We start from the raw sequence: 23,927 nt of genomic DNA, 5'->3' as shown, positions 1-23,927 counted from the left end.
GCACGCTATCAGCAAGCCTGGTGTCGTGCGCAATTCCTGATATCGCCTTATGTACTGCCTAAGGGAGGAGCAATGATGCTCGACACGGTTGATGTAAATTTTCACGGCAAACGCCATACAGATTTTGATCTTGTGCGCATCATAAGAGCCCAAGAGCAAGGTTTTGACGAACCGGTTACTGCTTACCTTTGCGGGGTTTCCATCAGATCGCGCGCGGGTATCGGTGTGGTTTTCGGTCATGCGCGTAAAGATCAGTACGGTCGGTTCGAGGATGGTCATTTGATCCGTACTTCTGATGTGTTGAAGGTCGAACGCGAGGGGAGATTTTGGGTAATGACTACTGAAAATTCGAGATACGTTCTCGCAACATTTCAGCGTGAAAATGGGCGTGCCAGCTTGCGAGAATTTCTGCGCCTCACCAAAGGGCAACCTCACCCGACCCCGCGCAGCCTGCAGTGATTGCCACAGCAGGTGAGTACCGCCCGTTCAAAAAGCCAGGAGAGGTGATGTGATGATTGTGAGGGAAGGCGAGGTCATTACCATTGCCTCTGGTATCTTTGAAGGATATGACCGTGCGGGCCCCTTTGTGACGCTCCAAGATATCGATGTGGATGCATTCGTCGTTGCAGCTATAGGTCAGCTCACAGAGCGAGTGGAGATAAACAGCATCCTAAGGGAAATCCCCAAAATCCTCTCTGAGCAAGGACTGATTGCCGGGATGCCATGTCGGAGGATCTATCTTGGCGCCATGGGGGAGGTGGATATTAGTGAAGAGAAAGAAGAACTTTGAATGCTGGGCTTGCCCTCCGATGGAGGGACGGCTGTCGTGAACCAAGCTCCGCTACAGCGGATCTTGGCCCTAACGGGCTTCCATCCTCAAGCCTCAGGCCCATCCAGGGCCGGCGCGCTCCGCTTGCCATTTTGATCGCGAACCTCAAGCCGTCTGCCCGGAGGTATCCCCAGTGACAACTGGATAGATCAAATTCAGGCTCGGCGAGCTGTATTTTACACGAGGGTGGTGATGCCCACTTCAGGGGTGCAATAGACGTAGCAACTCAACTCTCGATGAAGTTCTGCTCGTACGGCGGCACGCCCGGAGACAGCTCGGCAGTAGCACACTGTGCTCGACCGTCACAACTCTCTAACGGGTCGGTCAAGGAGGCAGGCGCCAGTGGTTCGCCTGGATTCAAGTAAGCTGGGTGGCTAGGATCGTTGCGAAGTCCTCAAGCGCCTGCTGAAAATCTGCAGCGGCAAATGACACCGGTTGGCAGTCAGTCATCCACCTTGTCTGGATGCCGACTTCAAGCCCGCTTGAAACGCTCATCCCAAATCTTTCCCAGGTGATGAGCCCATCCGCAACGACCTGCTCGACCATGAGCACTGTGCAATCGAAGTCCATATCATCGCTACATACCAGAAGCGGCAGCAGTGTAGACGTGCCGTCTTCCCCTGGAGCCCACCGGCGCTTAGCCAGAGCTTGTTCCTCGTCATGGACTAGCCAGATGAGGGATAGCCCCAGCATTGCAGCTTCTTCGTAATCTAGGTGCTCTGCGAGCCATTGCTCAATGCCGACGCCATCGATCAATAACCAGGCGCAGGCACTGCGGGCAAACTTTGCTTGGTAGCGCGCCGCGCTTATAGAGCGAAGCATCGTTAGGCGATCCTTTGTAGCATGAGCATGGTTGGTGACGTGCAGGGTGGACATGCCTTTAACGCGGCCACCCGATTAGAGCTGCCTAGGGTCAACAGTCATATAGAACTGGCCATAGCGTTTCAACCTCGCAGTAGTGCACCAATAAACGATAGAGCCGTAGAGACGTCTTAGGAAAGCCAAGACTCCACGACGTCCGAGCCGTACTCAGCTTTCCACGCCTTCAGCGTCTTGTGGTTACCACCTTTGGTCTCGACGATTTCACCTGAGTGTGGATTCTTGTAGAGCTTCACCGCTCGCGCCCTGCGTGTATGTTTCGACGAAGCCGCAGGAGCACGGCCACCTTTGGCTCCAGCCTGCGGAGCGATGATCGCGATCACGTCCTTCAGGCTCTTGTTGTACTCACCCAGGAGAGCTCGCAGTTTGGTCTCAAACTCAATTTCTTGCTCTAGGCCCTCGTCGCCTTTCATTGCTTCCAAAGCAGCAAGCTGTTCAGCAAGATGACGCTCGAGTTGGCGGAATTCAGCAAGTTTTGACATGGGTGCTCCGAATGGTAAGCAGGGAAGATTGGCTCGAGCTTAACATCATCCGGCCATCATGGATGAGGGCTTTCGAGACCAACTTGATGCAGAATGGGAGCGGTGATGATGCCGAGTCACGTCTGTGTGAAATACAAGGTTTCCGCTCTGACTGGTTCGTCGCTAGAGGTGGCGCTTAGGTTGATTAACCCGGAGGTGATTTTGCATGCTGAGATGTTGCTTCGCCGTAGTTGCGCTTAGTCTTGTGTCGAATGTCAGCATCGCCTCCGAAGGTGATGATCAGGCCAAGTCATTCGCCAAGATCTACGCATCGCTCTGCCTGAAAAACCTACAGGATTTAGAGGCGCTTCGCGAAAAGCTGGCACCCTTGCCTAAGCTTCCACCAGAAAAAGCAGCGTTGTTTCTCTCCGGCAGACAAGGCGAAGTCTGGCCCGTGCCCGACAAGCATGGAACGTTTGTGCTAACCCTTCTCACCGGCAAGAATTTCTGCGCAGTGCATGCCCGTCGAGCGAACACTGAGACGGCAGCTAGGTTGTTCACTGCGCTAGTCGCTAACGCCCCCTCGCCAATTACCGCCAAGCTGGTACAGGATGAGCAAAGGCATACCGCCGCAAGCGGGACGGTACATACCATATCGTATGAATGGTCGGTTCCTAACGCGCCCCGGAAGATGCTGTTTACGATTACCACAGCCCCATCTGAGTCTGCGGGACTTCAAGTGCTTGGCTCAGCAGCGATCATGACCCCATGAACCCGATGTGCCTACGGTGAAAACGCGTTTACTCCGGGGCTGGCAGCGAAAGGCGTGGCGAGAGAAACCATCAGATCCGTTTGCCACGACGCAAACTCCACGTTTCCATGAGTCCGGTTGCCAAGTCACCACACGGTGCTGCCCAGCAGCAATTGCTCTACAAGCGCATTGGCCTCAAGCCAAACATTGGGCCTGGGCAGCCGAAGTCAGAATAAGGGCAGTCACTCCTGATCGTTGGCGGGGCGGGAGGCTTGGCGCGCCCATCACTTATTACGTGGTTCTGCCGCGTTGGAAAATGAGTAGGGCAGCCAAAAATCAACGCTCCCAAACCGTTCTGAGCCGTCTTGAACCTTCTTAAACTATTCTGAACCGTCTTGAACCGTATTGAGCCGTGTTGAACTGTCTTGAGCCTTTATGAACCGTATTCAACTGCATTGAGCTGTCCTGAACCTTTTGGCACCTCTCTGCCTCCAAACTTCAGGTGTCACCCGCGCACCTTGGTTACGTCCTGACGGGCTGCTCAGAGCGGGCCGGAAAACCTGGCCTGGGGGCCATTTTTCCCTCACCTTTCTCACCGCTAGGGATGCGCTACCGTGCAATCTTCACCTGGAGCCATTGCTATGCAACGCTTGGTAAAGCCTTCGGATTACGTCCTGCAGGACGTCTTAGGCCAATCGACCTACATAATTCCCTGGGAGCCCAGGCTCTGCCCGGGCAACCCTGCAGGAGACCCGGACACCGGTGCGAAACTCTACAACGAGTTTGTGCTGGATGAAATTAACGGAGAGCCTCCTCCCACTCCTGAGCAACGGTTCGCCGCCGTTATTGAATGGGCCTTGAGCACGCCTGGTGAGGCGGCTCGTAGCCTTGCCGCTGATCTCGCCGCCGCTTACCAGGGCAAATATTATTTTTTGCTCGACGATCTAGAACATTTGGACGCGGAGACGCTGGGATATCGAATCGACCTGGTGTTTCACAATGACGATATTCAAGGGCTTTCAGCAAAGGTGGTAATGGCCTTGCGAGCGCGGGCGATACGCTGAAAATGCGCCCGGGAAAATACGAATCAACTGGCTGCGAGTAGCAGGGTTTATAAGGCGTGAATGCCGTAATGATCTTTTGGCTGTGAATGCGAGCCGCAGTTATCAAGGAGGCCTCATGCCCATCAACAGCTTCACCGCGATTAATCGAGTCAGGGTCAGTATCGGCGAGCTGCGCAGAGCGTTTAGTCTGAGCGACTGCGAGAAGCGGCACGCCAAGCTGATCGGCTATTGCCAAGCGCTGCTCGATTGCGGCGTGATCAGCCACGCCCAGTGGCAGCAGCTGACCCAACTGGCCGACGCCGAGCTGAGCGCGTGGATGCCGGCACCGGACTTCGGCACCCGGTTGCCAGGGTGGACGACCGGGGACTACGGATAACGCCCCCCATGTTCAATCGCCCCCCAGCAAAGCCCGCCCTAGCGGGCTTTTTTTGCGACCGCTGGAAACCAGAACCCCTATCCCTGGTCTACCATCCGCTTCGCTTATGGTTAAGTCAGGCAAATGTCCCGGAGGACGGCATGTCGCTACCCATCACAGCCCGGCAGATGAACGCTTTGCGCGCACTGCAGCGTAAGAAGCCCGATCTGGGCGAATTGGCCGCCGCAATCGCGTTATTGTTCGATGCCTCAATGCTCGAAAACCCTGAAATGGCCCGAACAATCTTAGAAGTTACGTGCAGGCGGATCGTGTCAGGCGACTCGATGGCTCGGACAGCGTTGATCGATCATCTAGAACGGTTCGGAGAACTGGGATGTCTATCGCACCAGCACGTCAACCGGTTTTCGGAGCAAGTCAGGAGGCTGGGCTAACCATACGTCTGAGTATCAGGAAGACACGCTCCGAGCCATGCTTGAAGCCAATGCAGTGCGCGAGGCGCTGCCTGCCTGGGCCAGCCTGAAGGTCGTTCGGCGCTTTGCTGAATCGACGGGATCCGGGCGTTTCAGGTGGAGGTCTGAGGCTGTTCGATTTTACGTCTGGGTCTACAGCACAGCGCCGGCCTCAGCGAAAATGGTGCTAGTGCCGAATACTCCCTGGGTTATCGCAATCTGCCTCTGGATGATGCCAATGCTGGAGCAAGCGCTACCCACACGGAAGCAGATCTTCAATCGCACCGTGCAACGCTGCAAGTGAGCATGGCTTCCGCAAAAACAGGGCATCCGCTGGAAGCATCCCACGCGGCATTGATGCGTCGCCTGACATGATTATCACGGGTAAGCCAGCCCATCTTGACCAAATTAGCTGAGCCAGTGCCAAGCCATCCATACTGCCCGGCATCCGTACGTCGGTAACGACTAAGACTACTGGGATCCTTTCCAAAGCTTCCAAGCCTTCATCTGCGTTGGAGCACTCGATGACGTCATGGCCCAAAAGCGATATCGCCTCGGCAACCAAAGGTCTAACGATTTCATCGTCTTCGACGAGTAACACGCGGGAAAACATGGCCAGCCTCCAAGGATCTATAAGATGTGGCTAGGCTGTTGGATGGTTTGTTTCGCCAGTCTGATGAAAGGCAGGAAATTATCGCGGCGCAAAGAACGTGTGGCTGAATGACCGGGCAAAGACAAAGAGCGAGGATAGATAAAAGCTTATTCATGAAAGGCAGTATTCAGTTTGGATCGCGCATTGTAGGCGCGAGCCTCGCGCAGTCATCCCTGCATACCGCCCCCGTCCTGAGAAGGGCGACGCTTATCTCAAAAAACTCGCTTCTGACAGCGCTCATAGAACACGAAGATGAGATATCCGGTCACCGGTCTGGACAGCCAGCGATTGTCTGCACCTACCTTGAAAACCATCTGTGATCCGTCTTGAATCGAAGGACTGATTCAATCAGCTGAGCCGCCAAGGGGCGGAGGCTCGGGCATTAGCACAGGGAAGCAGTCATGCAGACAAGTACAGAAGGTATCTATTGCAACAGCTTGGTCGCGGTTTTCGAAGCGGCCTTCCGACTCGGTTACGACCCTTATGCTTTGGCAGCTCAAGCCAAGCTCGATGTGGCGAGATTTTTGGAGATGTCGCCGTTGATGCTACGGCAGGGCCCGGAACGAGTTATTGATGAGTCGCTGCTCGTAGCCAAAATCATTAATGAGCGATGGCCGATTCATGAGATCAGCGGCCCATGCATTCAAGATGCTCAACACGCCACGTGCCTGGAAGACGACAGTTGATGCGCCAGCCGCGTTAAGCAGTAGGCGTCGTAGCCGCCTCACGACATCAGTTCTGCAAGGAGTGTGCGCATGGCAGACAGAGAGCGCAGGTTTTCTATACACGACCTTCTGGTCGCGTTACTACGCGACCAGAATATTCACGACGGCTTCTGGGGGCTGACGGTGCAGTTTGAAGCCAAAGGGGCGACTGTGCCGATAGCCGGTAAGCCGGGAGAAAACCTGCCTGGTCTTGCCGTCGCAGTGTCGGGTGTAACGCTCGTTCCTGCGGTGGAGGGTGAAAACGGTGCCGTCGACGCCTCATTGGTAAACCCTCTGCGGCAAGTTTCTGGTAAGAAGCGGGCAGGGCCCAAGACTCTTCAGTAACCGGCTTCAGGGGCTGCCGAGTGCTGTGCGACAAGAGCCTGGTCAGAAGAACTACCTGACCAACGCGCCTAGGATCGTGGACGGTTGCGGAACGATCACCAGCCCGGTGCTTATGCCATAGGCTACTTCAGTGCCATAGCGGTGAGGTTGGAAAGCTGAACCAAGTGGCCGCGCTGATCGACCTAGGCCTAATTCGAACACCGCTGACCAGGCGCTCAGCCTAATCTCTGCCGCTCCCATGCGCGAGGCGTACCGGTTGATGGAGCAAGCAGAGCTTGACCGCTAAGGTCGTTGTGACACAAGGGTACTTCTGCATAGGAGACCTTTTGGCCTGAAACTCAGGCGCGATCATCAACGGCATACTCACCACACAAGGCGCTTGTGTGCAGCTCCCAACCAATAAGTTTGATAGGCAAGCCTGTCGCAACGCGGGGGTAGACGTAGGACGCCTATGCGTAGCAGGCAGGGCGATATTCTATCGACCTGCCCCTAGCGATGAGAGCGGGTCGGATCTGCGTTTGGAGCCATGCTCAATGCATTTGCAGCACGTGTTGCGTCGCAGGAGGTCAGAGCTTTGCTCGGCTCAGAATTCTCAGCGAGCGCCTTACCCCACCTGTAACGTGGGCCCCCATGACGTTTAAAGGATTGGCAACATGGCAGACCAACGCACGCATATCGTGAGTTCAGCACCTGGACAGGTTTCACTAGACCCCTCAGATCTCCGAGATACGGCCAACAGTGTCGCTATACAGCCGGACGGTAAGATACTTGTTGCGGGCTTTAGTAGTTACGTCCTAGGCCGTCTAGGAGGCCCTGAGGAGGAATACGAAACACGCGATAATTATTCAATGATCCGCCTTAATGCGGACGGAACGCTAGACACTAGCTTCGGTGACGATGGCGTGTTGATGGTTCAGGCAAGGGTAGATCAGGATCAAGGTATCTACATGACCGTACAACCTGACGGACACATTCTGTCAGCCGTCGCGGGGCCGCTTGGCGTACGTGTTCAGCGCTTCGACACGGAAGGCAAAGCTGACACCACTTTCGGTGGTACAGGTGTTGTTGATCTTAATGTTCTGCCCGCCTACAACGGAGCCCACCTTACGATAAACCCGGACGGCACCCTCTACGTCACCGGTATGTACGGTGACTATCTGGATGTGGTCAAACTTAACGCCGATGGCACCGTGGCTGGTGAGTTTGGCGATAATGGCAAATTCACCTTTACAGGCGCGGGTGAGTTCATCGGAACGTACAACACAACGACGGTGCAACCGGACGGCAGCTTCTTGTTTGCGGGGAACTACTCCGCAATGAGTGACTATAGCTACAGCATTGTAAGAGTGTCTGCTGACGGCAAACTGGACACCACCTTTGCTGAAAACGGTACCTTGGTATTGGCCGAATCATATGGGCTTGGGGGGCGATCTGCGGTCACAGTGCAGGCCGATGGCAAAATTATCGTTGCAGGTACCAGCAACACTTTAGACGCCGCCACCGTATTGCGTCTCAACGCTGATGGTAGTTTTGATACCAGCTTTGGCGACAACGGCATCGCACATCCAGCATTAGGTACTGATGAAGGCTACTCTGCTCGTGGTGTGGCCGTCCAAGAGGACGGAAAAATCGTAGTTGTAGGCCAAGGTGGTTACGCGATCACCCGGCTTAATGCTGACGGCTCGCTGGATACTACGTTCGGTAGCCAGGACGGCAATCGCCACATCGATGGGTGGATGGGAGCGGATAACTTGCAGGGTACCGATCAGGCCGAAATCATACGTGGTTTGGGCGGAGACGATGTATTGCAGGGTAACGGCGGAAGGGACGTCCTGAAAGGTGGCACTGGCGCTGACATCTTCCGCTACGACACGGTGAGTGACAGCTTCCGTACCAGCACTTCCACCAGCAGCGACCGCGTTATCGATTTTGATGCTGGCCAAGATCGTATTGATCTGATCGGCTTGGGACTTACTGGCTTGGGCAACGGCCTGGACGGAACGCTTTCACTTCAACTGAACGCTGAAGGCACGCGTACCTACCTGAAAAGCTTTGAAACCGATACTCAGGGGCAACGCTTTGAACTGGTGCTTGAGGGCAATTTCCTCGATCAATTGAACACCAGCAACCTGGTGTTTAAACCTGTGAACGTCAACGGCACCGCAGGAGCGGACGTGATCGAAGGCTCGGCGGTAGCCGAGATAATTCAAGGAATGGGCGGTAACGACCGTATCAATGGCGGCGGAGGAGATGACGTTATCCAAGGCGGCGCCGGTCGCGACATTCTGGACGGCGGTGACGGCGCAGATACCTTTCTCTACACGTCCATCGGCGATAGCTATCGTACGGCAACGGAGAGTTTTTCCGATGTAATCGAAAACTTCGACAAGAGGGTAGATCACATCGATGTATCAGGCCTAGGCTTTACCGGCTTTGGGGATGGTCGCGGCGATACGCTCAGTCTGAGCTACAACCAAGAGCTGGGCCGCACCTTTCTGAAGAACTACGAAACCAACGAGATGGGCCAGCGCTTTGAACTGACATTAGACGAGCACTGGCCCTTGATGGAGCTGCAGGATACGTTGATATTTGCAACGCAGAACCTCGCAGCTGCTCCTGCAGATGTGGAGTTGATAGGTGCTCCACCTTTGCCTACTCAGGACTGGGCGTTTTCCTAAATTGAGCAGGGAGTTCCGGTAGTTTTTACTGACTGCCGGGACTCGTTACCGATGAACGTACGCACAGGATCTGTGTTTACGACGGTGACGGTGGTTGCATCAGATGAGGCAAACAAGTCGCCATTGATTGCGGACGATAAATTAGAACCAAATGGCTCCAGCCACACGTTGAGATGGTCTAGATCGCTAAGACCCAGTTCAGCGATCTCGGCAAACGTACAGTTGATTGATGCGGCATAGGCTTCGAGGCTGCGTTTGGGCATCAGTAAAAAGAACAGCCCTCCTAGCGCCGCGTAGCGATACCCACAGGTTAATCCTCCGATGCGATCAGCGCTCTTGCCGCCATAGCGACCCAGACCAGAAACAATACTCTCAGAACCGCTGCTATGGACAACAGTCGAAGTTGACGTCGATCACCGCGTAACTCGGCACCTTGATGGTATTGGTATTGGCATTGTCACCGTAACGGCTGTCCACATAGCGCGCACCGGCTCCGGCGCTGAAGCGCTCGGCAAAGCCCTTATTAAGCCAAAGGTTGGCGGAGCGACGTGGCACGTTGAGAGGCTGATGGCTGGCAGGCCGCAGGCGGTGAAGCCCAATCCAACGCTGGGCTATTTATGGAGTAGGTTCTGGGTAACCGCGAAACGATCCTGGCTCTCAATACGCGGCTTCCCCAAGTATCAATGCACCTTCTGATGCGAAGCCTTTCCAGCTTTCGGGTCAATCGAATTGAGTATCAGTGTTGCCCGAAGCCATGATCGCTGTGCTTCTGCTCGAATTCTCTGAGATGCGCGTTTTACAGACGCAAACTCTGCCCAGACATCAGGGCCAGCCATGGTTGTCCTCAGTAGGAGTGCAGCTCGTTCGTCCAGCTTGTCTGCTTCGACAAATAGGTGATTACTTAGAGTGGCAGCCTCTTCCCACGTCATACCAGCGAGAAGTCGGAATTTGTCGTTCAGCATCGTGAGCTCCGTCTTGCGATCCTGGTGCCTTCCGAGGTCACCGATATCATGGTTTTCCATGAATGGATCAGTTTTAGTCTAAAGACGACAGCTCGCGCATGGCGACATCTCGGGGGAGGGGGATTTTGCACTGAATGGGAACGGTTTGAACCGCCTTGGCGATAGGCGGTTGTTAACCACTGCGAAGGGCTGCGTTGATCGACGGGCGGGCGTATCGAACGTGGTTGGCGCGTGATTGTGGGCTGTTTCAGGAGGTACGCAGGCGGCAGGGCTGGCTGACGTCTGCCAAAGCACGTAAATGGAGAAGGAGCAGCCAAACCCATGACAAGAAATTCCGTAATTTACACGGTGGGCCATTCGACTAGAACGTTAGAGGAGTTCGTGCAGCTGATCCGGAGCTTTGGGGTAGAGTCAGTCATAGACATCCGTACCGTTCCCCGATCTAAAAGAAACCCTCTGTACAACCTGGATGTGCTTCCAGATCTATTAGCCCAACAAGGTATCTCGCATCATCAGCTGTCTAAACTGGGCGGTCTGCGTAAAAAATCCAAGACGGTTTCAGAGGAGGCGAACTCTTTCTGGGAGAATCGCAGCTTCCATAACTATGCTGACTACGCGCTTTCGCCGGCCTTCGATGACGGTCTCGCTGAACTTATTGATTTAAGCCGAGCGCAACCATGCGCGATTATGTGCGCAGAGGCGGTTTGGTGGCGGTGTCACCGCAGGATCGTTGCGGATTACCTACTGATCCGGAATGTAGAAGTCGTTCATATAATGGGCGTCGGTAAATCGAGCGAGGCGACGCTTACTCCATCGGCTCAGCCACACGGGCTGAAGCTCTTTTATCCTGCATCAACGCCAGCCTCCTGAGACGGCCCGAGACCTTCGTTCCTATATGTACACAGGGACGCCACGACGTGTGGCCAGACCGGTTAGGCACCTCGTCGTTACTTGGCGAAGCGCGCTGGACATGTTTGGTTATTCACCCTCGTCGTGGTTCTTGGGCATTGGCGGAGCTACAGATGATTCAAGGCCTCCGCTTAAGGCATCCGATTCAATCGGAGACAATTCCTGAGCCTCCAGCTGCTGCCTGGCTTCGTTCCAGAAGTCGTCCGCCGATCCCTCGGGACTCCCGTTTTGCTCCCAAAGAGCGTAGGCACGCTCACGGATCGCGTCTTCGTCAACCATGATGCTTCTCCTGGTGGGCTCTGCATGTTCAGTGTAGTTCGATTGGAGCTGCTCGAGGCTTGGCTGCACGGCACCTACAGACGCTTGATGACCACAGTTCACTCGGATTTCAATGGGGTTGGGATGCACCGTTTACGATACTGGTGAACCGGGGCAAAACAGCTCGCTACCCGCGAGACAGACCCTGCCGCCGGAGGATATCTTTACCCCGGGCTCAGCGCCGCCACTTTGAGCGCCCATAATCACGCTTCGGGAACGGTACTGCCGGCGCTACGGAAGATCTCAAGTCCTCTGGGCGTGGAGGCGCGGATGGTGGTGTCTGACAGCATGATGGGTGAGGGGTCGTCCGCCGAAACTGAACATGTGCCCTATACATGGCGAAGGTCTGGACGCTCTCCTCAAGGCTGTTGACTTGGCGATGTACAGGGCCAAGGAGTTGGGGCGAAACGGGTGGTGATCACGACCTGATGAATCTGCACTTCCTTAAGAGTATTCAGTTAGGCCTGCGCTTCAATCATCCTTCTTGGTCGTCGAGCTTTTTGTGCCAATACGCCAAAAGCGGCGCCTTGTGTTTTTCGTCCATGATTCGACTCGACTGAACTGTGTATAGATACAGTATTTGACAGGTGGTCGTGATATCAAGGATGCGCCGACAGCTGCAGGTGCGGGTGCAATGTCGTCGGTGACAGCGAATACCGTGATGTGCCAGATACCCCCGAAGTCTGCGCTTTAGTGGCGTGTCGCTCATGTTCTATACCGGAAAAGTCTGGAGAAGCAGCCTGCGGCGAGTGAGGCTATGCGATAGTCGAGAAGGCAAAGCACGGTAGGGCCTGCATACCCTATCTAGAGCGGTTCAGAAGCCTGAGAAACATTTCGCAATATTCTTAAACTCTTCATGGGCTCCTGTTTACAGCGCATACAGCCTTTGCCGACGAACGGTGCTTAAGCCCTTAGACGCGACGGCGACACATGGACATCTATTGAGAGGTGTTTCATTTATGTTGCTGCGAAAACTTAACCTAGCCCCGCGCTCCGCGCTGTGCTTTGGATTCTTTTGCCTAATGATCATTGCGCTGGGGCTGATCGCTCTCAAGCAGACGTCAAGTTTGAAAGACTCTGAAAAATTCGTCGAAACTAACGTGGTGCCGAGCATATCGCTGTTGGGCGCTATCGACAGAGACTTCGTGAGCATTCGTGGCAGCAACGCGAGGCTGCGCAATCCTGTTGAGCCAGCAGAACGCAAGGCTCAAGCTCTCCGCGACGCACAAAACGCTAGAGCGAGCGTCCAGGCATCGATGGCGAAACTGGAGCCCCTGATGGTTACACCAATGGGTATCAAGCAGTTTGGTGAGCTGTCGCAGACCTACGCTAGCTATCAGCGAGTGCAGGATGAGTACCTGGCGCTAATAGCATCCGGCGATGTGGATCAAGCTGTAAAACTTTCTAACGAGGCCATGAAACAGTCCGCTGACGAGATGGAAAGCGACATAAAAAACCTGATTGAGGTAAATAATAACAAAGCTAAGAAGGCGGGCGAAGACGCATCCCTCACCTACGAGCAGGCCAAGTTGACCATCGGTGGTTTTATCGTGTTCAGCACGTTAGCTGCGATTGTTTGTGCGCTGATGTACACCCGCAGCATCACCCGCCCTGTCAGTCAGTCGCTAGCCATAGCTGAACGCATCGCTAAAAACGACCTTACTGAGGTGATTGAAGTGCAAGGGCACGACGAGGTCGCGAGACTCATGCAGGCCATGAAAGTCATGCAAGAAGGTCTGCGCAGCACCCTGTCCTTGATATCGGATTCATCCACCCAGCTCGCAGCCACCTCCGAAGAAATGCACGCTGTAACCGAAGATGCGAACAAGGGGATGCAGCAGCAGAATAACGAAGTAGAAATGGCTGCCACAGCGGTTACTGAGATGAGCGCTGCTGTAGAAGAGGTAGCTAGAAACGCCGCCGCAGCATCCGAAGCTGCGACCCGATCTAATTCAGCTGCAGTGGCGGGCCGCGCACGAGTAGATGAGACCGTGCGGGCGATCAACTTGATGGTCACGAAGGTGGAAGGCGCGTCACAGGAGGTTCAAGGACTTGCTGTGATGGCGAACGACATCAGCAAAGTCCTGGACGTGATCCGCGCCATCGCCGAGCAGACCAACCTACTCGCGTTGAACGCCGCCATCGAAGCTGCTCGTGCTGGCGAAGCGGGTCGTGGTTTCGCAGTCGTAGCGGACGAGGTCAGGGCTTTGGCTCATCGTACGCAGCAGTCGACAAGCGAGATTGAGCAGATGATCAGTTCAATCCAGAAAGGCACCGACGCGGCGGTCTCGGCAATGGTTCACACCAATGCCCAAGCTCAGACGACGCTCGATACCGCTCAAGGGGCAGGTACTGCGTTGGTGGAAATCACAGAGTCCATCGACAATATCACTGAGCGTAACGTGCTGATCGCGACTGCTTCGGAAGAGCAGGCTCAAGTCGCCAGGGAAGTCGACCGCAGCCTGGTGAGCATTCGTGATCTGTCAAACCAAGCCTCTGAAGGCGCAAGCCAGACGGCCATCGCAACGTCCGAGCTGACTCAGCTCGCTGTCGAACTGAATCGGTTGGTCAAGCGGTTCGCCATGTAACGCTGGAAGCTGCATCCAGTAGAGGAGCGCAGGCATCATGCTGCGCTCGCGTATCAGGTAATCGTGTGCACTCGTCACGGGCTGCATCCAACATTGAGAGTGAACGATGAAACAGGTAAATGGAGGAAGCTCTGTCCTGATTAAAGTTTTGGGAGCGATCATTGCCGGGCTCGCCCTTGCGTCGTTCAACAAGGCCATCTTGGTTCTCAATGGCGACCTTGTAGAACGTACCTATAGAGCTCGTGCTCTCGCAGATTTTCAGGAAAGGTTTGGCTCGGTGCCCACGGCAGTGGTATGCGTTTTGGTAGGAGCATCGCTTATGTTCTTTGCCGTCAAAGTCTGGAGAAGCAGCCGACGCTGACACTCTGGTTGTGTCAATTCTTTGAGTTAAGCTGGTACAGCAAAGCGTTGCCATTCCCCTCGGAGGAACTCCAAGTGATGCGTCTCGTATAGGCCGGCAAGGGCTGCAAGGGGATGGAGGTTGCTCCTTCGGGCCAATGGCCCCGGATAGCCTACAAGCCCGAGACCTACTCATTCAGGCGCCACGAGCACCGATAACGTCATGTTAATGAACTCTTCATTCTTACTGATCGTGTCCAGCGCGCCTCGCACATTGTCTCCAACCTCAGCTGAACCCCGGCGCTCAACCCAGAGCGTCAACTCCATAATCGCGGCTTCGAGAGCAAGCTGGTTTTCATTCATTTTGAAGAGTAGGGAGGGGAGTAGGTCTGTGTTGGACATTGTGATCCTCCTTGGAAGTGGACAGCCTAGCAGGTGAGCGCTATTCCCGTTCAAGCTGTCTCGCGTCGCAGGTTACGGCCTCCATGATAGAGATCAGCTCCTCAAGCAATTCTGCATAGTAGCGAGTGAGGTAGGCGGCAATTGGGTCATTGCGAAGCATACGTACGAGGTAGCCCTTCGCAACGACCAAAACGAGCATCGTCTCACCCAGAGTGTCCTCCACCTGTCTGTAATCATGCTGAAGGTTTTCCATTTCTCGCTCCATGCGCGCGATATCCACGGCACTGACCTCACCGGTCATTTTTTTCTTCTGCTCGACCAGCATTTCGGGCCGAGACGCAGCAAGAACCATTCGCGCATAATTTCTGGTGAAACAGTTGGCTGAAATCATCATTTCAACCGTTTCGATTTGCCGAATCGGTTTCATCTGCCGCAGCGAGTGAAACACATCTTGGGCCACCATTCGAACCTTAAGCATCTCCGCGACCTCCGGAGCGATACCTTTCAGCAGGTTTTCCCGTTCATGAACTTTGGCCGGGTTGATTCCGAGCACCGCAGCGATACGAGAGGCGTCAATACCTTTCTTCAGTGCGGAAATAATCATTTTATGTTCTTGGATAGGCGTCAGACGGTTAATTTGCCGATTGTAGGTGAAGCCCTCGTCGTCAGTAGAAATCAAGCACAGCGCCTCAATTGCTCCCAGCGCTTTGAGCGCCTCTAAGCGGAAGTGCCCGTCCAAAAGCATAAACGAAGATACGCCGCCTTCGATGATCGGTTTAGGGTGAACCACCAAGGGTTCAACAACCCCAAGCTCTTTTATTGAGCTCAAAATGCTGGCGTATTTTTTACTTCCAGGAATCAGTTGCTCGACCCTGCGCGAAGGAAGAATCCGCTCAAGGGGAACCGCAATCACACGCTGTTCAAATGCCTGCTTGACCTCTGTCATCACGGCGTCTCCCCAAAGATCCGGTCTGCCAATGGTTTGGGCATGTCCGATATTTCTTCGTTACGAAGCAGTGTTCTGAAGTAGTCATCGGCTAGAAGCTTGCGCATTGTCGTGACGATAATCAGCAGTCGTTGTTCGTTGATATCCGACTTTTTTATCATCACTTTCTGGCGTCGTACCTCCAGCTGATAAGCGTGCAAAAGCTTTTGAGGCGTGGGTTTTTCGGTGCGTGGCGCTTGCTGTCCGTAGCGTTTTCCGAACGTTTTCCTTCTATCAATAAGTCGACGCACCCTCATTAATTGCTCGCCTTTGAGCACGCCGCTTTCGTAGGCTTCCATCATGGCCTTTTGGAGATCAACGTCCTTTGAGCGTGCAATCTCCATCGCCAGTTTTATGGACAACCAGCCTTTCTCAACCGCTGCAATCAGCCGTTCTTCTCCTTGACGCAATAGCACAAGAATTCCGTATATATAGCCTGAGTCCAAGCACGTCTTGTCAGCTATCTGCTGGCAGGTATACCCACGATCCGACAGGATCTGGATTGCTGTCAGCAGTTCGCGATTCGTGTGTTTCCGGCGTGCGAGGTTTTCAACCAAGCCGATCAGGTATCGATCCGCTTCGCTGGCAGTCACCACGATGCAGGGGATTTTTTTCTCCCCCAGGGCTTGCAGTGCTTCGAAGCGGCCTTGGCCACAAACAATTTCGTATGACTCCGTACCGCCAGCTGTGGGAGCGACAGTGATGGGACGTTTAAGACCCAACGCCGATATGTTTTCAACAAGCCTGGCAAACACTTGCTTGTTACGAGCCCTTGGATTGAGCACCCGAATCTCTTCAATCGGAATGAGCTGAATGGTCGTTTCTTCGGCGACATGCATCAGCGCCCTTCGGTAGGATTGGATCGCTGTCATGCAACCCTCCTGCCATCACTGCGGCGCGATAGCTCGGACAGGATATCTAGATTTTCGAACCGGTAGATTTCGAGGCTGGCCTGGTTGTGTTCCGCAAGGCGAAGCCGAGGGCTTTCAATGTCGATAGATGGCAGCACGTAATAATCCAGTGCTGCTTCCTCTTGTTCCTTCATACGGACAGCTACGGTGATGTCGGGGCTCAAGCCGAAATCAAAGCGTATGTTCCACCGTTTGGCGCCCCTTGAAGAAATTTGGCATCGGCTAAGCACAAGGGAGATTGTGACTTCCTCGTTGACGAGCATCAGATCGGTCTGAGGGTCAACCCAAACCTTGCCACCGACCTCCGCTATTTCTGATGTGGTTCGCTCAAGAAGCAGGGGATGCATTTTCCGGAGCCGCCTGTTGGCTTCGATATATTGGTAGTCCCGGGCGGGGGTATAACCAATGAGTGAGTAGCAGCGCAGCAAGCTTCCAAACCGATGCTGGTAGGCACTGCTAGAGGGGCAGCCTTCGGCCTCGTCAATCACAAGCCCAGATAGATAGCCGCTGCGTTGGTAAATTGTCCTGAGCACTTGCAGCATTTCATCATCAGGCATGCGATAGGAGCGGGTTTCAATGATCGACTGAGCGGCCCTGAAATGGATTGCGCTGACGATTGGGCGGAAGGCGTCGTTTGCCCTGATCCATTCTTCAGGCGGGTTCTCTATCCGCGCCTGTTTTAGCTTGAAGGAGCTGTGATTCCATACGTTGTTGCCGACATATTTCTCATTGATCAGCACTTGGTGCACTGCGCCCCGCGACCATAATCTTCCCAAATCGGTCGGTATCCCCTGCGCATTTAGCCAACCGGCGATTTCACGCTCACTTCGGCCTTCCTCGACGAATAATCGGTAGATTTTTTGCACCATTTCTACCTCGCCCGAAGGGCCCGGAACCAGAATCACGCGGTCTGTCTGTATGCTTTTATGTTCGCCCATTTGTAGCTGGTTTTTTGGTGCTCCATGGCTATCTACTAACTGCCGACGAAGCCCAAACCCTGCTGCGCCACCTTGACGGTATCCCAATTCGATAAGTCGAGACTGTCCTGCGAAGACCTTCACTGACAGCTCACGGCTGTACTCACCGGCCATCATCCGCTTCACGCTTTTAACGATGTTCGAGACCGGGGATCCGTCATTGGTGAATTGCTCCGCACAGTATTGAACGGATACCCCGGCTTGCCGGCAGCGAACCTCGTAGCTGGCGCTGACATCAGGATCCTGGAAGCGCCCCCAACGGCTGACGTCGTACACCAAGACTGTCGAGTAATCGGCTATTCCTTTTTCTACGTCGGAGAAGAGTTGTTTGAGGGCATCACGACCTTCCAGGCGCAGGCCACTTTTACCGGCGTCGGTATAGACCTTCGTGATGTCTAAGGCATGGGTCGCTGCGTAAAGCCGGATCGTATCGAGCTGGTTTTCTGTCGAATACTGCTGATGCTCGGTGGACATCCGAACGTAGGCCGCCGCTAAGGCTGTGTTCGAACCATTGCTGTAGGTGCTCGCGCCAATGAAAGTCTGCATCGGCAAGTCCTCAACCTGATTGGGCAGCCGCTACGGTGGTGCTGGAAGCCTTGATCAGTCACTTCGTTTTTGAATGTAGCCCTAAAGAAGGTAGAAGACCGGGGAGGGAAAAATGTTCTCAAAAACGGGCAGTTCTTTTCTAGCTCAGCAACAGTACGCAGTAGGCATTGCTAGGGCCCTGCATACGGAGCTCGGAGGAACTCACCAAGCGACGAAGACATTGATGCGTTGGACAAATGCAAACGAGAAAACGGTGAAGAACTGGATGGCGGGAAGCAGCGGCCCCAGTGGCAAGCACTTGGTGGCGTTGGTGAAGCATTCAGACTTGGCGCTGGCAGCGTTTCTGGGCATGGCGGGTAGGCCGCAGGCGCTGACGGCTTCGGAGCTACCTGTACTTAGGCAGAAACTTCAGACGGTGATCGAGGGGATCGACTCTTACCTTTGTACTGCGGATACGGTGTTGGAGTAGACCAGAAGCGACCATTCCCGCTTACCCTGATATCAAGGTCGAAATCACCGTCGATTACGCCCTCTCCGACATAGTCGCACAGCGCTACGACGCCGGCGTGCGGCTAGGGGATCAGGTGGCCAAGGACATGATCGCAGTGCCAATCGGCCCCTCGTTGCGCATCGCGGTCGTAGGCTCTCCCGAGTATTTCAAGCAGAGACCAATTCCCGATGAACCAGGAGATCTGGCTGCTCACAATTGCATCAATTTGCGCCTGCCTACCCATGGGAGCCTGATGCAGTGGGATTTTGAGAAGGACGGACACGAACTCAAGGCGCGCGTCGAGGGGCAATGGACGTTCAACAGCAGCGTGCCGATCCTGCGTGCGGCTGTAGCAGGATGCGGTTTAGGGTTTCTGCCAGAAGATATGGTCGCCAAGGAGCTGGCTGACGGCAGCCTCGTGCGGGTTATGGAAGATTGGTGCCAACCTTTCGCGGGCTACCATCTTTACTATCCGAATCGACGTGAGCATTCATCCGCATTTGGCGTTGTGGTGGAGGCATTGGCCTATAAACAATGAGCTATGGGCCGACATTGCCTATTTATGACGTGTCCCTACAGCGCAAGCGGAGCGCGCCGGCCCACGATGGGCCAAAGGCTTGAGGATGAAAGCCCGTAGGGCCAAAACCTGGCGCAGTCAGGGTTTGGTTCACGCCAGCCGAACCCCGAAGGGGGCAAGCCCAAAGCAGAAGCAATGTAAACTGCCACGAACTACGAGGCAGGAAAGTCTCCGAAGGTCTCACGAAGCAGGCTTTGCATCTTGTCCGAGGCAGCGCCTTCGAGAAAGTGCTCCCGACTGCTGATATCAAAGCACGCAGGAGTGATGTTAATGACAGTTGCCCCATGGCTGGATCGTACCTCTGGAGAGAGAGTTTGAAGCAGCACCTGTGCTCTTAATAATCAGTGACGACGAGCGATCCGCAGCAATCCCCATGTCATGGCTATGCCTACTGCCACCCACGCCGCGATCATGCTGAAAACAGCTACTGCAAAACTCATACACGCTCCGTTTTCTAACTGGTTTCATCCCGCCGTAGATCCTCCGGCCTGCAGCCGAGCCGAACTCAAAGCTAGCTCGCGTTTCGTCCATCTGGATCGCCAGCATCTGACTCTAGTATGCTCAAGCCTGTATGTCTATACAGTTAATGGTAGAGCGCGGTGCATCATGTCTGCGCGAGATCACGGCGTGCGACACCGAGCTCCAGTCTCATACAACTCCAGTTTGCTTCAGGCCAATGACCGCTTCATACCAAGGCGCAACCATGAATATTTTGGGATGGGCTGGTGACGAAAGCGACATCAACGTGACCATGTTGCCTGCCGATATGTTGCCGCCCCGACCTGCTCATCACCCGAAAAGCCGCTCGAGCAAACCCGCAATTTGAGTGCCTGCGTGTCGCGCTTTCAATTCATCGAGCTTCGCTTGTCGCCGCTCCCCGGCCATCAAGCTCAGTCCGTGCAATGCATTCGTAAACTGCTGTGCTTCTAAGGCCTCATGCTGAACTGTCGACCAACCTGTGCTTGCACGCTTCGCCAAGGCTTCCGCTTCCACGCTCAGGTTCTGGGATTCGAGAAGCTTGTTCACGCTTAATAAGGTCTTCAGGCTGTCTAACTTCAGCTCAAGCTCAGCCAGCTGGTCTGACAACACCTCAGCCTGATCCAGAGAGACCGAACGCCCCTCAACATAAATCCTATCGTCCTGCACACAGTAAATCCCGAGTGGGCCGTCACCGCCGCCTGTGCAATCCAAAGCCAGTACGTTTCCTAGGCGGAGCGGCGCGGGTATCCATGTATGCCCGGTGCAGACTCGCCAAGCTCCAGGTACACCGTCGCGAAAGTGTTTTTTGATCCTGCTCCGTCCCCAGAGCGCAATTTCTTCAATCTGAGGGTTATCGAGGCTATCAACGAAGGTTTGCCAGGACATTCCGGGAGGAACGTCCGCGTGCACCACACCAATGACTCCTCGCGGCGACTCGATTTCGATCACGGTGGAGAGGCTTTCCAGCTTTCGAATGATCATTTCTTTCGATTCGTCGGCAATGGTGGGCCACCAGCCGGCGCCGTGAGCACTGTACCGAGCGTGAGGGTCTTGCCGGTATGCATCGATCAGCATCTGCTCGTGATTGCCCATGACCGTAAAGAACCACGGCTCGCCCAGCAGCTTGAGACCGTCAAGGACGCCCGGGCCTCGGTCGATCAGATCGCCTACGGCGATCACGCGATCCACTGTGCTATCGAAGCCAAGCGCCGTCAGCCCCTTGTGCAGGTCAATAGTCTTGAAGTGAATGTCACCGACGACGAAGTCACGCCCTTGCTCGTTCTGAGACAGTCTCAATACCTTGCGACTTGTTCGCACGTGACCTCCATCTGGGAAGCGATCCGTTGATGCCAAGGCGTTATTGTCTGACGGGCAACGGCTAAACGCCAACGATACTAGCCCTCAACGTAGCAGGTAACGGTGATCAGAAGCCCTGTAGAATCTGCGAGCTAAATACCGCCTCTGAGATGTTCTATGACCCCTGAATTAACTGAAGAAGAAATGCGCCGTGCCCTGTTCGGTGCAGCTCAGCCCGAAGAACAGTTTTCCGCTCCTCCAGCGCAGGAGCCCGTGCCAGAGGTTGTGTTCACGAAGCCGACTGTCGTTCCTGCAGCCAAGAAGAAAGCGGCGAAAGCGTTTACGCCAAGACTGAGGGTCACGCTCAAGGTCGGGAATGAATTTGAGGGAAAAGCGTATGAGTTGATCCATGAGGCCGACACGCTGAGCTCGTTGCTTGCTGAGCAGGAGGCTGTGAAGGCTGCCAGAAAGAAGTACAAGTACGTAGAGGTCGTGTCGGTGAAGTCGATGTAATTGCGTCGGCTAGCCTGGTAAGGGGCCCGTCAGCACTCGCTAGAGCGACATTGGCGCTCAATAACTTCTGCGCAGGTCATGGCGCAGGAGAGCCCGCAGTTTGGTCTCACTCAACTTATTGCTCCAAGCCTTGGCCTTTTATAGCCGCCCAACTTTGTGCGAAGTGCTCCGTTGCATCCCGGTAGCTTTTCCGGGCGTTCTTAATGGTTCCCGCCTTAGGGTAGGGGTTTAGTTGATCAGGATCTCCATGTGTCGACCAAAATCTGAGTAGCTTCCGCAATTGTCTTATTCGGATATTGAGCATCAGGGTGCGAGGAGGATGTGTAGATGGCAACTATCCAAGGGGCCCTATTAGCGGGCCAAATGACTGCTACGTCACTGGCTGCGCCATAATGACCTGAGCCAGTTTTATCAGCCACATCCCAGCCCGAAGGAATTGCTGCTCGTATACGTGCAGCTCCAGTTGTGTTGTGTTTCATCCAATCCTGGAACATCGCCCTTTCATCCGCGTGCAACGCGTCACCTAGAAGAAGGCGCTGAAGGCTCATGCCCATAGCCTGAGCAGTAGTCGTGTCACGCACGTCGTTGGGTAGGGCCGTATTGAGCTCAGGCTCTATACGATCCAGACGGAACGTGGCGTCGCCGATTTCCCTCGCGTAATCCGTGACTTTCTTGGGGCCGCCCACGAGGCCCAGCAGCAAATTAGCTGCAGTGTTGTCGCTGTATTGCAGGGCTGCGGTACAAAGTTGTGCTACGGACATGCCCGATTCGACGTGGGCCTTAGTGACCGGTGAATACTCAACCAGATCAGAATCTATGTAGGTTACGTTACGACTCAGCAAATCAGGATTAGCTTGGCATTTTTTGAGCACAGCCCCGACCACGACCACCTTGAAGGTGCTGCACATTGGGAAGCGCTCACTGCTGCGATATTCAATGATCTTGTTGGTGCCAGTATCCAAAGCCCAGAGTCCAAGCCGAGCGCCACTTGCTTGTTCGAGTTCGCGCAATTTGAGTGAGCCTGACTCGGCCAAAGCAGATCCGAAGCTGGACAAAATACAGGCACCACCAATGGCGCCAATCAGGAATTGGCGGCGATGTAGAAAGGGAATCATTACACGTCCTTGAGTCGCTAGAGTTTGAATTCACGATGATACTTCGGCAATTGGAACATGGTATTGGCGTTTAGCCCTTCCGCTTGGCCCAACCGTATCCCATCAAGACGAGCCCAGGAATCAATAACCCCGGCGCCGTATAGCTAAACGTACTGTTGCCGACTGCGCCTATCAGCCCAAACGTCAATCCGCAAATTACGAGTGGAAATCCGGCGACAAAGAACGGGTTTTTGAAAGCTCTGATCATGGATGAAACTCCTTACTGATTTCCCTCGGGCTTCCTGCGAGGCATTGCGATACGAGCGTGAGTGTCAGCTCACTTCGGTGAACTCTTCATCATACTGCGTTCTCATGCTCGACGTTGATTGCCAGCTGCTCAATCGCCTGGCTTCCCATCTGATACGGAACCCATTTGCTGTCAGGACGACCTCCAAGCTTTTGATAAAAGGCTTCTGCGTCTCGATTTCCAGCCAGAACATCCCACTTGATGCGACCAGCACCACTTTCTAAAGCCATGATAGCGACGCGCTGCAGTAGCGCATGACCCAATCCTCGGCCTCTGCAGGCTTCGGCAACGTAAAGCTCTTTGAGGATCATTGTGGGTTGCAGGTCGAAAGTGAAAGGGATCTTCAGCACTACGCCGTAGCCTGCGATGTGACCGGCCCACTCAGCCACAAAAATGTGGCATTGCGCCTCTGGCCCAAAAGCACGATCTAACAGAGTCTGCTCATCAACCCTGAAATCATCGATGTAGTCCTCAAACTCTGCCAACGCGCGCATCAAGATGATTACGTCTGGCACATCCTCAGGTTCAGCTGGACGCACCATGTCAGGTATTGTCAGCATGCGCAGGAGATCCCTGAAGCGACAGTGACGTGGGGTGCACCTTCACCTACCAGTGTAAGCCCTTCGTCTAGCCAACCTGTCACACCGCCTAGCATCTCCTTCACGGCATAATTCAGGCTAGCTATTCGAGCCGCCGCTTTGTGAACACCGTTGCAATGGGGCCCGGCGCAATACACAACAAAAAGAGTGTCACTGCCAAACTCCGTCATACGCTCAGCGGTGATCAGCTTCGTCGGGATATTGATGGCTCCCGGAACATGTGCCTGAGCAAAGGCGTCCGGGCTACGTACATCCACCAGGATATAGTCGACCTCACCAGTCTGTTGGGTATGAAAAACGTCAGAGCAATCCGTCTCAAAGCGCAGACGGCTATTGAAGTGTGCATAGGCCTCGGCTGGAGCTGCCGCAGGAATCTGGCTAATCAGGGTGGACATCGTGTTTGCCTCAGTGAAAGAGCGAGAGCCCACTTTAGCCAAGGGGCACAA

The 23,927-nt window shown here is 54.5% G+C and carries 28 protein-coding genes and 2 pseudogenes; 16 read left to right on the top strand and 14 right to left on the bottom strand.

Features of this window, described 5'->3' with window-relative positions:
* Window positions 1-75 precede the first annotated feature (75 nt).
* Together TRP66_RS18760 and TRP66_RS18755 are read left to right on the top strand one after the other, a co-directional pair.
* Complete coding sequence (locus TRP66_RS18760) at window positions 76-459, top strand: hypothetical protein (RefSeq protein WP_333405823.1); 384 nt, start codon at window positions 76-78, stop codon at window positions 457-459.
* Between the two features lie 52 nt (window positions 460-511).
* A complete protein-coding gene (locus TRP66_RS18755) occupies window positions 512-790 on the top strand; it encodes a hypothetical protein (RefSeq protein ID WP_333405559.1) in 279 nt (92 codons plus the stop codon).
* A 396-nt stretch (window positions 791-1,186) separates the two neighbouring features.
* Here TRP66_RS18755 and TRP66_RS18750 read toward each other — a convergent pair whose 3' ends face one another.
* Window positions 1,187-1,705 carry a hypothetical protein gene (locus TRP66_RS18750; RefSeq protein ID WP_333405557.1) on the bottom strand — a complete coding sequence of 173 codons (519 nt, stop codon included), beginning with the start codon at window positions 1,703-1,705 and terminating at the stop codon, window positions 1,187-1,189.
* 116 nt (window positions 1,706-1,821) lie between these two features.
* The gene (locus TRP66_RS18745; protein WP_333405555.1) at window positions 1,822-2,190 is read right to left on the bottom strand and encodes a histone-like nucleoid-structuring protein, MvaT/MvaU family; all 369 of its coding nucleotides are present in this window, start codon (window positions 2,188-2,190) and stop codon (window positions 1,822-1,824) included.
* Window positions 2,191-2,395: 205 nt separating this feature from the next.
* Here TRP66_RS18745 and TRP66_RS23690 point away from each other — a divergent pair, with 205 nt between their 5' ends.
* From TRP66_RS23690 to TRP66_RS18730, 4 genes are all read left to right on the top strand, one after another.
* Complete coding sequence (locus tag TRP66_RS23690; RefSeq protein ID WP_442965226.1) at window positions 2,396-2,941, top strand: NMCC_0638 family (lipo)protein; 546 nt, start codon at window positions 2,396-2,398, stop codon at window positions 2,939-2,941.
* 620 nt (window positions 2,942-3,561) lie between these two features.
* Window positions 3,562-3,984, top strand: coding sequence for a hypothetical protein (locus TRP66_RS18740; protein WP_333405553.1), 423 nt, complete (start codon window positions 3,562-3,564; stop codon window positions 3,982-3,984).
* Between the two features lie 115 nt (window positions 3,985-4,099).
* Window positions 4,100-4,360 (top strand): hypothetical protein, encoded by a 261-nt coding sequence (locus tag TRP66_RS18735; RefSeq protein ID WP_333405551.1) that lies wholly within the window; start codon window positions 4,100-4,102, stop codon window positions 4,358-4,360.
* Between the two features lie 140 nt (window positions 4,361-4,500).
* On the top strand, window positions 4,501-4,791 hold the full coding sequence (locus TRP66_RS18730) for a hypothetical protein (RefSeq protein ID WP_333405549.1): 291 nt from the start codon (window positions 4,501-4,503) through the stop codon (window positions 4,789-4,791).
* Between the two features lie 271 nt (window positions 4,792-5,062).
* Here TRP66_RS18730 and TRP66_RS18725 read toward each other — a convergent pair whose 3' ends face one another.
* A complete protein-coding gene (locus TRP66_RS18725) occupies window positions 5,063-5,422 on the bottom strand; it encodes a response regulator (protein WP_333405547.1) in 360 nt (119 codons plus the stop codon).
* A gap of 440 nt (window positions 5,423-5,862) precedes the next feature.
* Between TRP66_RS18725 and TRP66_RS18720 the strand changes: the two genes are divergently transcribed.
* The 3 genes from TRP66_RS18720 to TRP66_RS18710 all read left to right on the top strand — a co-directional run bounded on the left by TRP66_RS18720 (window position 5,863) and on the right by TRP66_RS18710 (window position 9,188).
* The gene (locus tag TRP66_RS18720) at window positions 5,863-6,147 is read left to right on the top strand and encodes a hypothetical protein (protein WP_333405545.1); all 285 of its coding nucleotides are present in this window, start codon (window positions 5,863-5,865) and stop codon (window positions 6,145-6,147) included.
* Window positions 6,148-6,216: 69 nt separating this feature from the next.
* Window positions 6,217-6,510: a hypothetical protein gene (locus TRP66_RS18715; protein ID WP_333405543.1), complete on the top strand. Its 294-nt coding sequence runs from the start codon at window positions 6,217-6,219 to the stop codon at window positions 6,508-6,510.
* 653 nt (window positions 6,511-7,163) lie between these two features.
* Window positions 7,164-9,188, top strand: a complete 2,025-nt coding sequence (locus tag TRP66_RS18710) for a M10 family metallopeptidase C-terminal domain-containing protein (RefSeq protein ID WP_333405541.1) — start codon at window positions 7,164-7,166, stop codon at window positions 9,186-9,188.
* A 384-nt stretch (window positions 9,189-9,572) separates the two neighbouring features.
* Here TRP66_RS18710 and TRP66_RS18700 read toward each other — a convergent pair whose 3' ends face one another.
* Together TRP66_RS18700 and TRP66_RS18695 are read right to left on the bottom strand one after the other, a co-directional pair.
* A complete protein-coding gene (locus TRP66_RS18700; protein ID WP_333405539.1) occupies window positions 9,573-9,743 on the bottom strand; it encodes a TonB-dependent receptor domain-containing protein in 171 nt (56 codons plus the stop codon).
* Between the two features lie 125 nt (window positions 9,744-9,868).
* A complete protein-coding gene (locus TRP66_RS18695; protein WP_333405537.1) occupies window positions 9,869-10,150 on the bottom strand; it encodes a hypothetical protein in 282 nt (93 codons plus the stop codon).
* A 321-nt stretch (window positions 10,151-10,471) separates the two neighbouring features.
* Here TRP66_RS18695 and TRP66_RS18690 point away from each other — a divergent pair, with 321 nt between their 5' ends.
* On the top strand, window positions 10,472-11,020 hold the full coding sequence (locus TRP66_RS18690) for a DUF488 domain-containing protein (RefSeq protein ID WP_333405534.1): 549 nt from the start codon (window positions 10,472-10,474) through the stop codon (window positions 11,018-11,020).
* A gap of 108 nt (window positions 11,021-11,128) precedes the next feature.
* Here TRP66_RS18690 and TRP66_RS18685 read toward each other — a convergent pair whose 3' ends face one another.
* On the bottom strand, window positions 11,129-11,338 hold the full coding sequence (locus TRP66_RS18685) for a DUF2934 domain-containing protein (protein ID WP_333405532.1): 210 nt from the start codon (window positions 11,336-11,338) through the stop codon (window positions 11,129-11,131).
* A gap of 998 nt (window positions 11,339-12,336) precedes the next feature.
* Between TRP66_RS18685 and TRP66_RS23685 the strand changes: the two are divergent.
* From TRP66_RS23685 to TRP66_RS18675, 3 genes and pseudogenes are all read left to right on the top strand, one after another.
* A pseudogene (locus TRP66_RS23685) lies at window positions 12,337-13,107 on the top strand (MCP four helix bundle domain-containing protein); the annotation flags it as partial.
* Complete coding sequence (locus TRP66_RS23680) at window positions 13,084-13,965, top strand: methyl-accepting chemotaxis protein (protein ID WP_442965231.1); 882 nt, start codon at window positions 13,084-13,086, stop codon at window positions 13,963-13,965. The pseudogene TRP66_RS23685 and the gene TRP66_RS23680, both read left to right, overlap by 24 nt.
* 106 nt (window positions 13,966-14,071) lie before the next feature.
* On the top strand, window positions 14,072-14,326 hold the full coding sequence (locus tag TRP66_RS18675; protein ID WP_333405527.1) for a hypothetical protein: 255 nt from the start codon (window positions 14,072-14,074) through the stop codon (window positions 14,324-14,326).
* A 170-nt stretch (window positions 14,327-14,496) separates the two neighbouring features.
* Here TRP66_RS18675 and TRP66_RS18670 read toward each other — a convergent pair whose 3' ends face one another.
* From TRP66_RS18670 to TRP66_RS18655, 4 genes are read right to left on the bottom strand one after another with little or no spacing between them, the layout of a single operon-like run.
* Window positions 14,497-14,706 carry a hypothetical protein gene (locus tag TRP66_RS18670; protein WP_333405525.1) on the bottom strand — a complete coding sequence of 70 codons (210 nt, stop codon included), beginning with the start codon at window positions 14,704-14,706 and terminating at the stop codon, window positions 14,497-14,499.
* Between the two features lie 40 nt (window positions 14,707-14,746).
* Window positions 14,747-15,652, bottom strand: coding sequence for a plasmid partitioning protein RepB C-terminal domain-containing protein (locus TRP66_RS18665; RefSeq protein WP_333405523.1), 906 nt, complete (start codon window positions 15,650-15,652; stop codon window positions 14,747-14,749).
* Window positions 15,652-16,563, bottom strand: coding sequence for a ParB/RepB/Spo0J family partition protein (locus TRP66_RS18660; protein ID WP_333405521.1), 912 nt, complete (start codon window positions 16,561-16,563; stop codon window positions 15,652-15,654). Before TRP66_RS18660 ends, TRP66_RS18665 begins: the two co-directional genes overlap by 1 nt.
* Window positions 16,560-18,125, bottom strand: a complete 1,566-nt coding sequence (locus TRP66_RS18655; protein ID WP_333405519.1) for a recombinase family protein — start codon at window positions 18,123-18,125, stop codon at window positions 16,560-16,562. The genes TRP66_RS18660 and TRP66_RS18655 overlap by 4 nt, the downstream gene beginning before the upstream one ends.
* Before the next feature lie 112 nt (window positions 18,126-18,237).
* On the opposite strand from TRP66_RS18655, the gene TRP66_RS18650 reads away from it, so the two are divergent.
* Both TRP66_RS18650 and TRP66_RS18645 read left to right on the top strand, forming a co-directional pair.
* Entirely contained in the window at window positions 18,238-18,594 is a 357-nt protein-coding gene (locus TRP66_RS18650; protein ID WP_333405517.1) for a hypothetical protein, read from the top strand.
* 16 nt (window positions 18,595-18,610) lie between these two features.
* Window positions 18,611-19,153 (top strand): annotated as a pseudogene (locus TRP66_RS18645) (LysR substrate-binding domain-containing protein); the annotation flags it as partial.
* An 828-nt stretch (window positions 19,154-19,981) separates the two neighbouring features.
* On the opposite strand, the gene TRP66_RS18640 reads toward TRP66_RS18645, so the two are convergent.
* Entirely contained in the window at window positions 19,982-20,989 is a 1,008-nt protein-coding gene (locus tag TRP66_RS18640; protein ID WP_333405515.1) for a metallophosphoesterase, read from the bottom strand.
* Window positions 20,990-21,145: 156 nt separating this feature from the next.
* Between TRP66_RS18640 and TRP66_RS18635 the strand changes: the two genes are divergently transcribed.
* Window positions 21,146-21,481, top strand: coding sequence for a hypothetical protein (locus TRP66_RS18635; protein WP_333405513.1), 336 nt, complete (start codon window positions 21,146-21,148; stop codon window positions 21,479-21,481).
* 236 nt (window positions 21,482-21,717) lie between these two features.
* Here the strand turns inward: TRP66_RS18635 and bla are convergent, their stop codons facing one another.
* The 3 genes from bla to TRP66_RS18620 form a co-directional block, all read right to left on the bottom strand.
* Window positions 21,718-22,596: a class A beta-lactamase gene (gene bla / locus TRP66_RS18630; RefSeq protein WP_333405511.1), complete on the bottom strand. Its 879-nt coding sequence runs from the start codon at window positions 22,594-22,596 to the stop codon at window positions 21,718-21,720.
* 336 nt (window positions 22,597-22,932) lie between these two features.
* Entirely contained in the window at window positions 22,933-23,442 is a 510-nt protein-coding gene (locus tag TRP66_RS18625; RefSeq protein ID WP_333405509.1) for a GNAT family N-acetyltransferase, read from the bottom strand.
* Window positions 23,436-23,876, bottom strand: a complete 441-nt coding sequence (locus TRP66_RS18620; protein WP_333405507.1) for a rhodanese-like domain-containing protein — start codon at window positions 23,874-23,876, stop codon at window positions 23,436-23,438. The genes TRP66_RS18625 and TRP66_RS18620 overlap by 7 nt, the downstream gene beginning before the upstream one ends.
* Window positions 23,877-23,927: the final 51 nt, after the last annotated feature.

The sequence above is a fragment of the Pseudomonas sp. JDS28PS106 genome (assembly GCF_036706555.1).
In the GTDB taxonomy this organism is placed as follows: Bacteria; Pseudomonadota; Gammaproteobacteria; order Pseudomonadales; family Pseudomonadaceae; genus Aquipseudomonas.
Note: the sequence above shows the minus strand (reverse complement) of the source record. Positions and strands in the feature narration are given on the sequence as shown.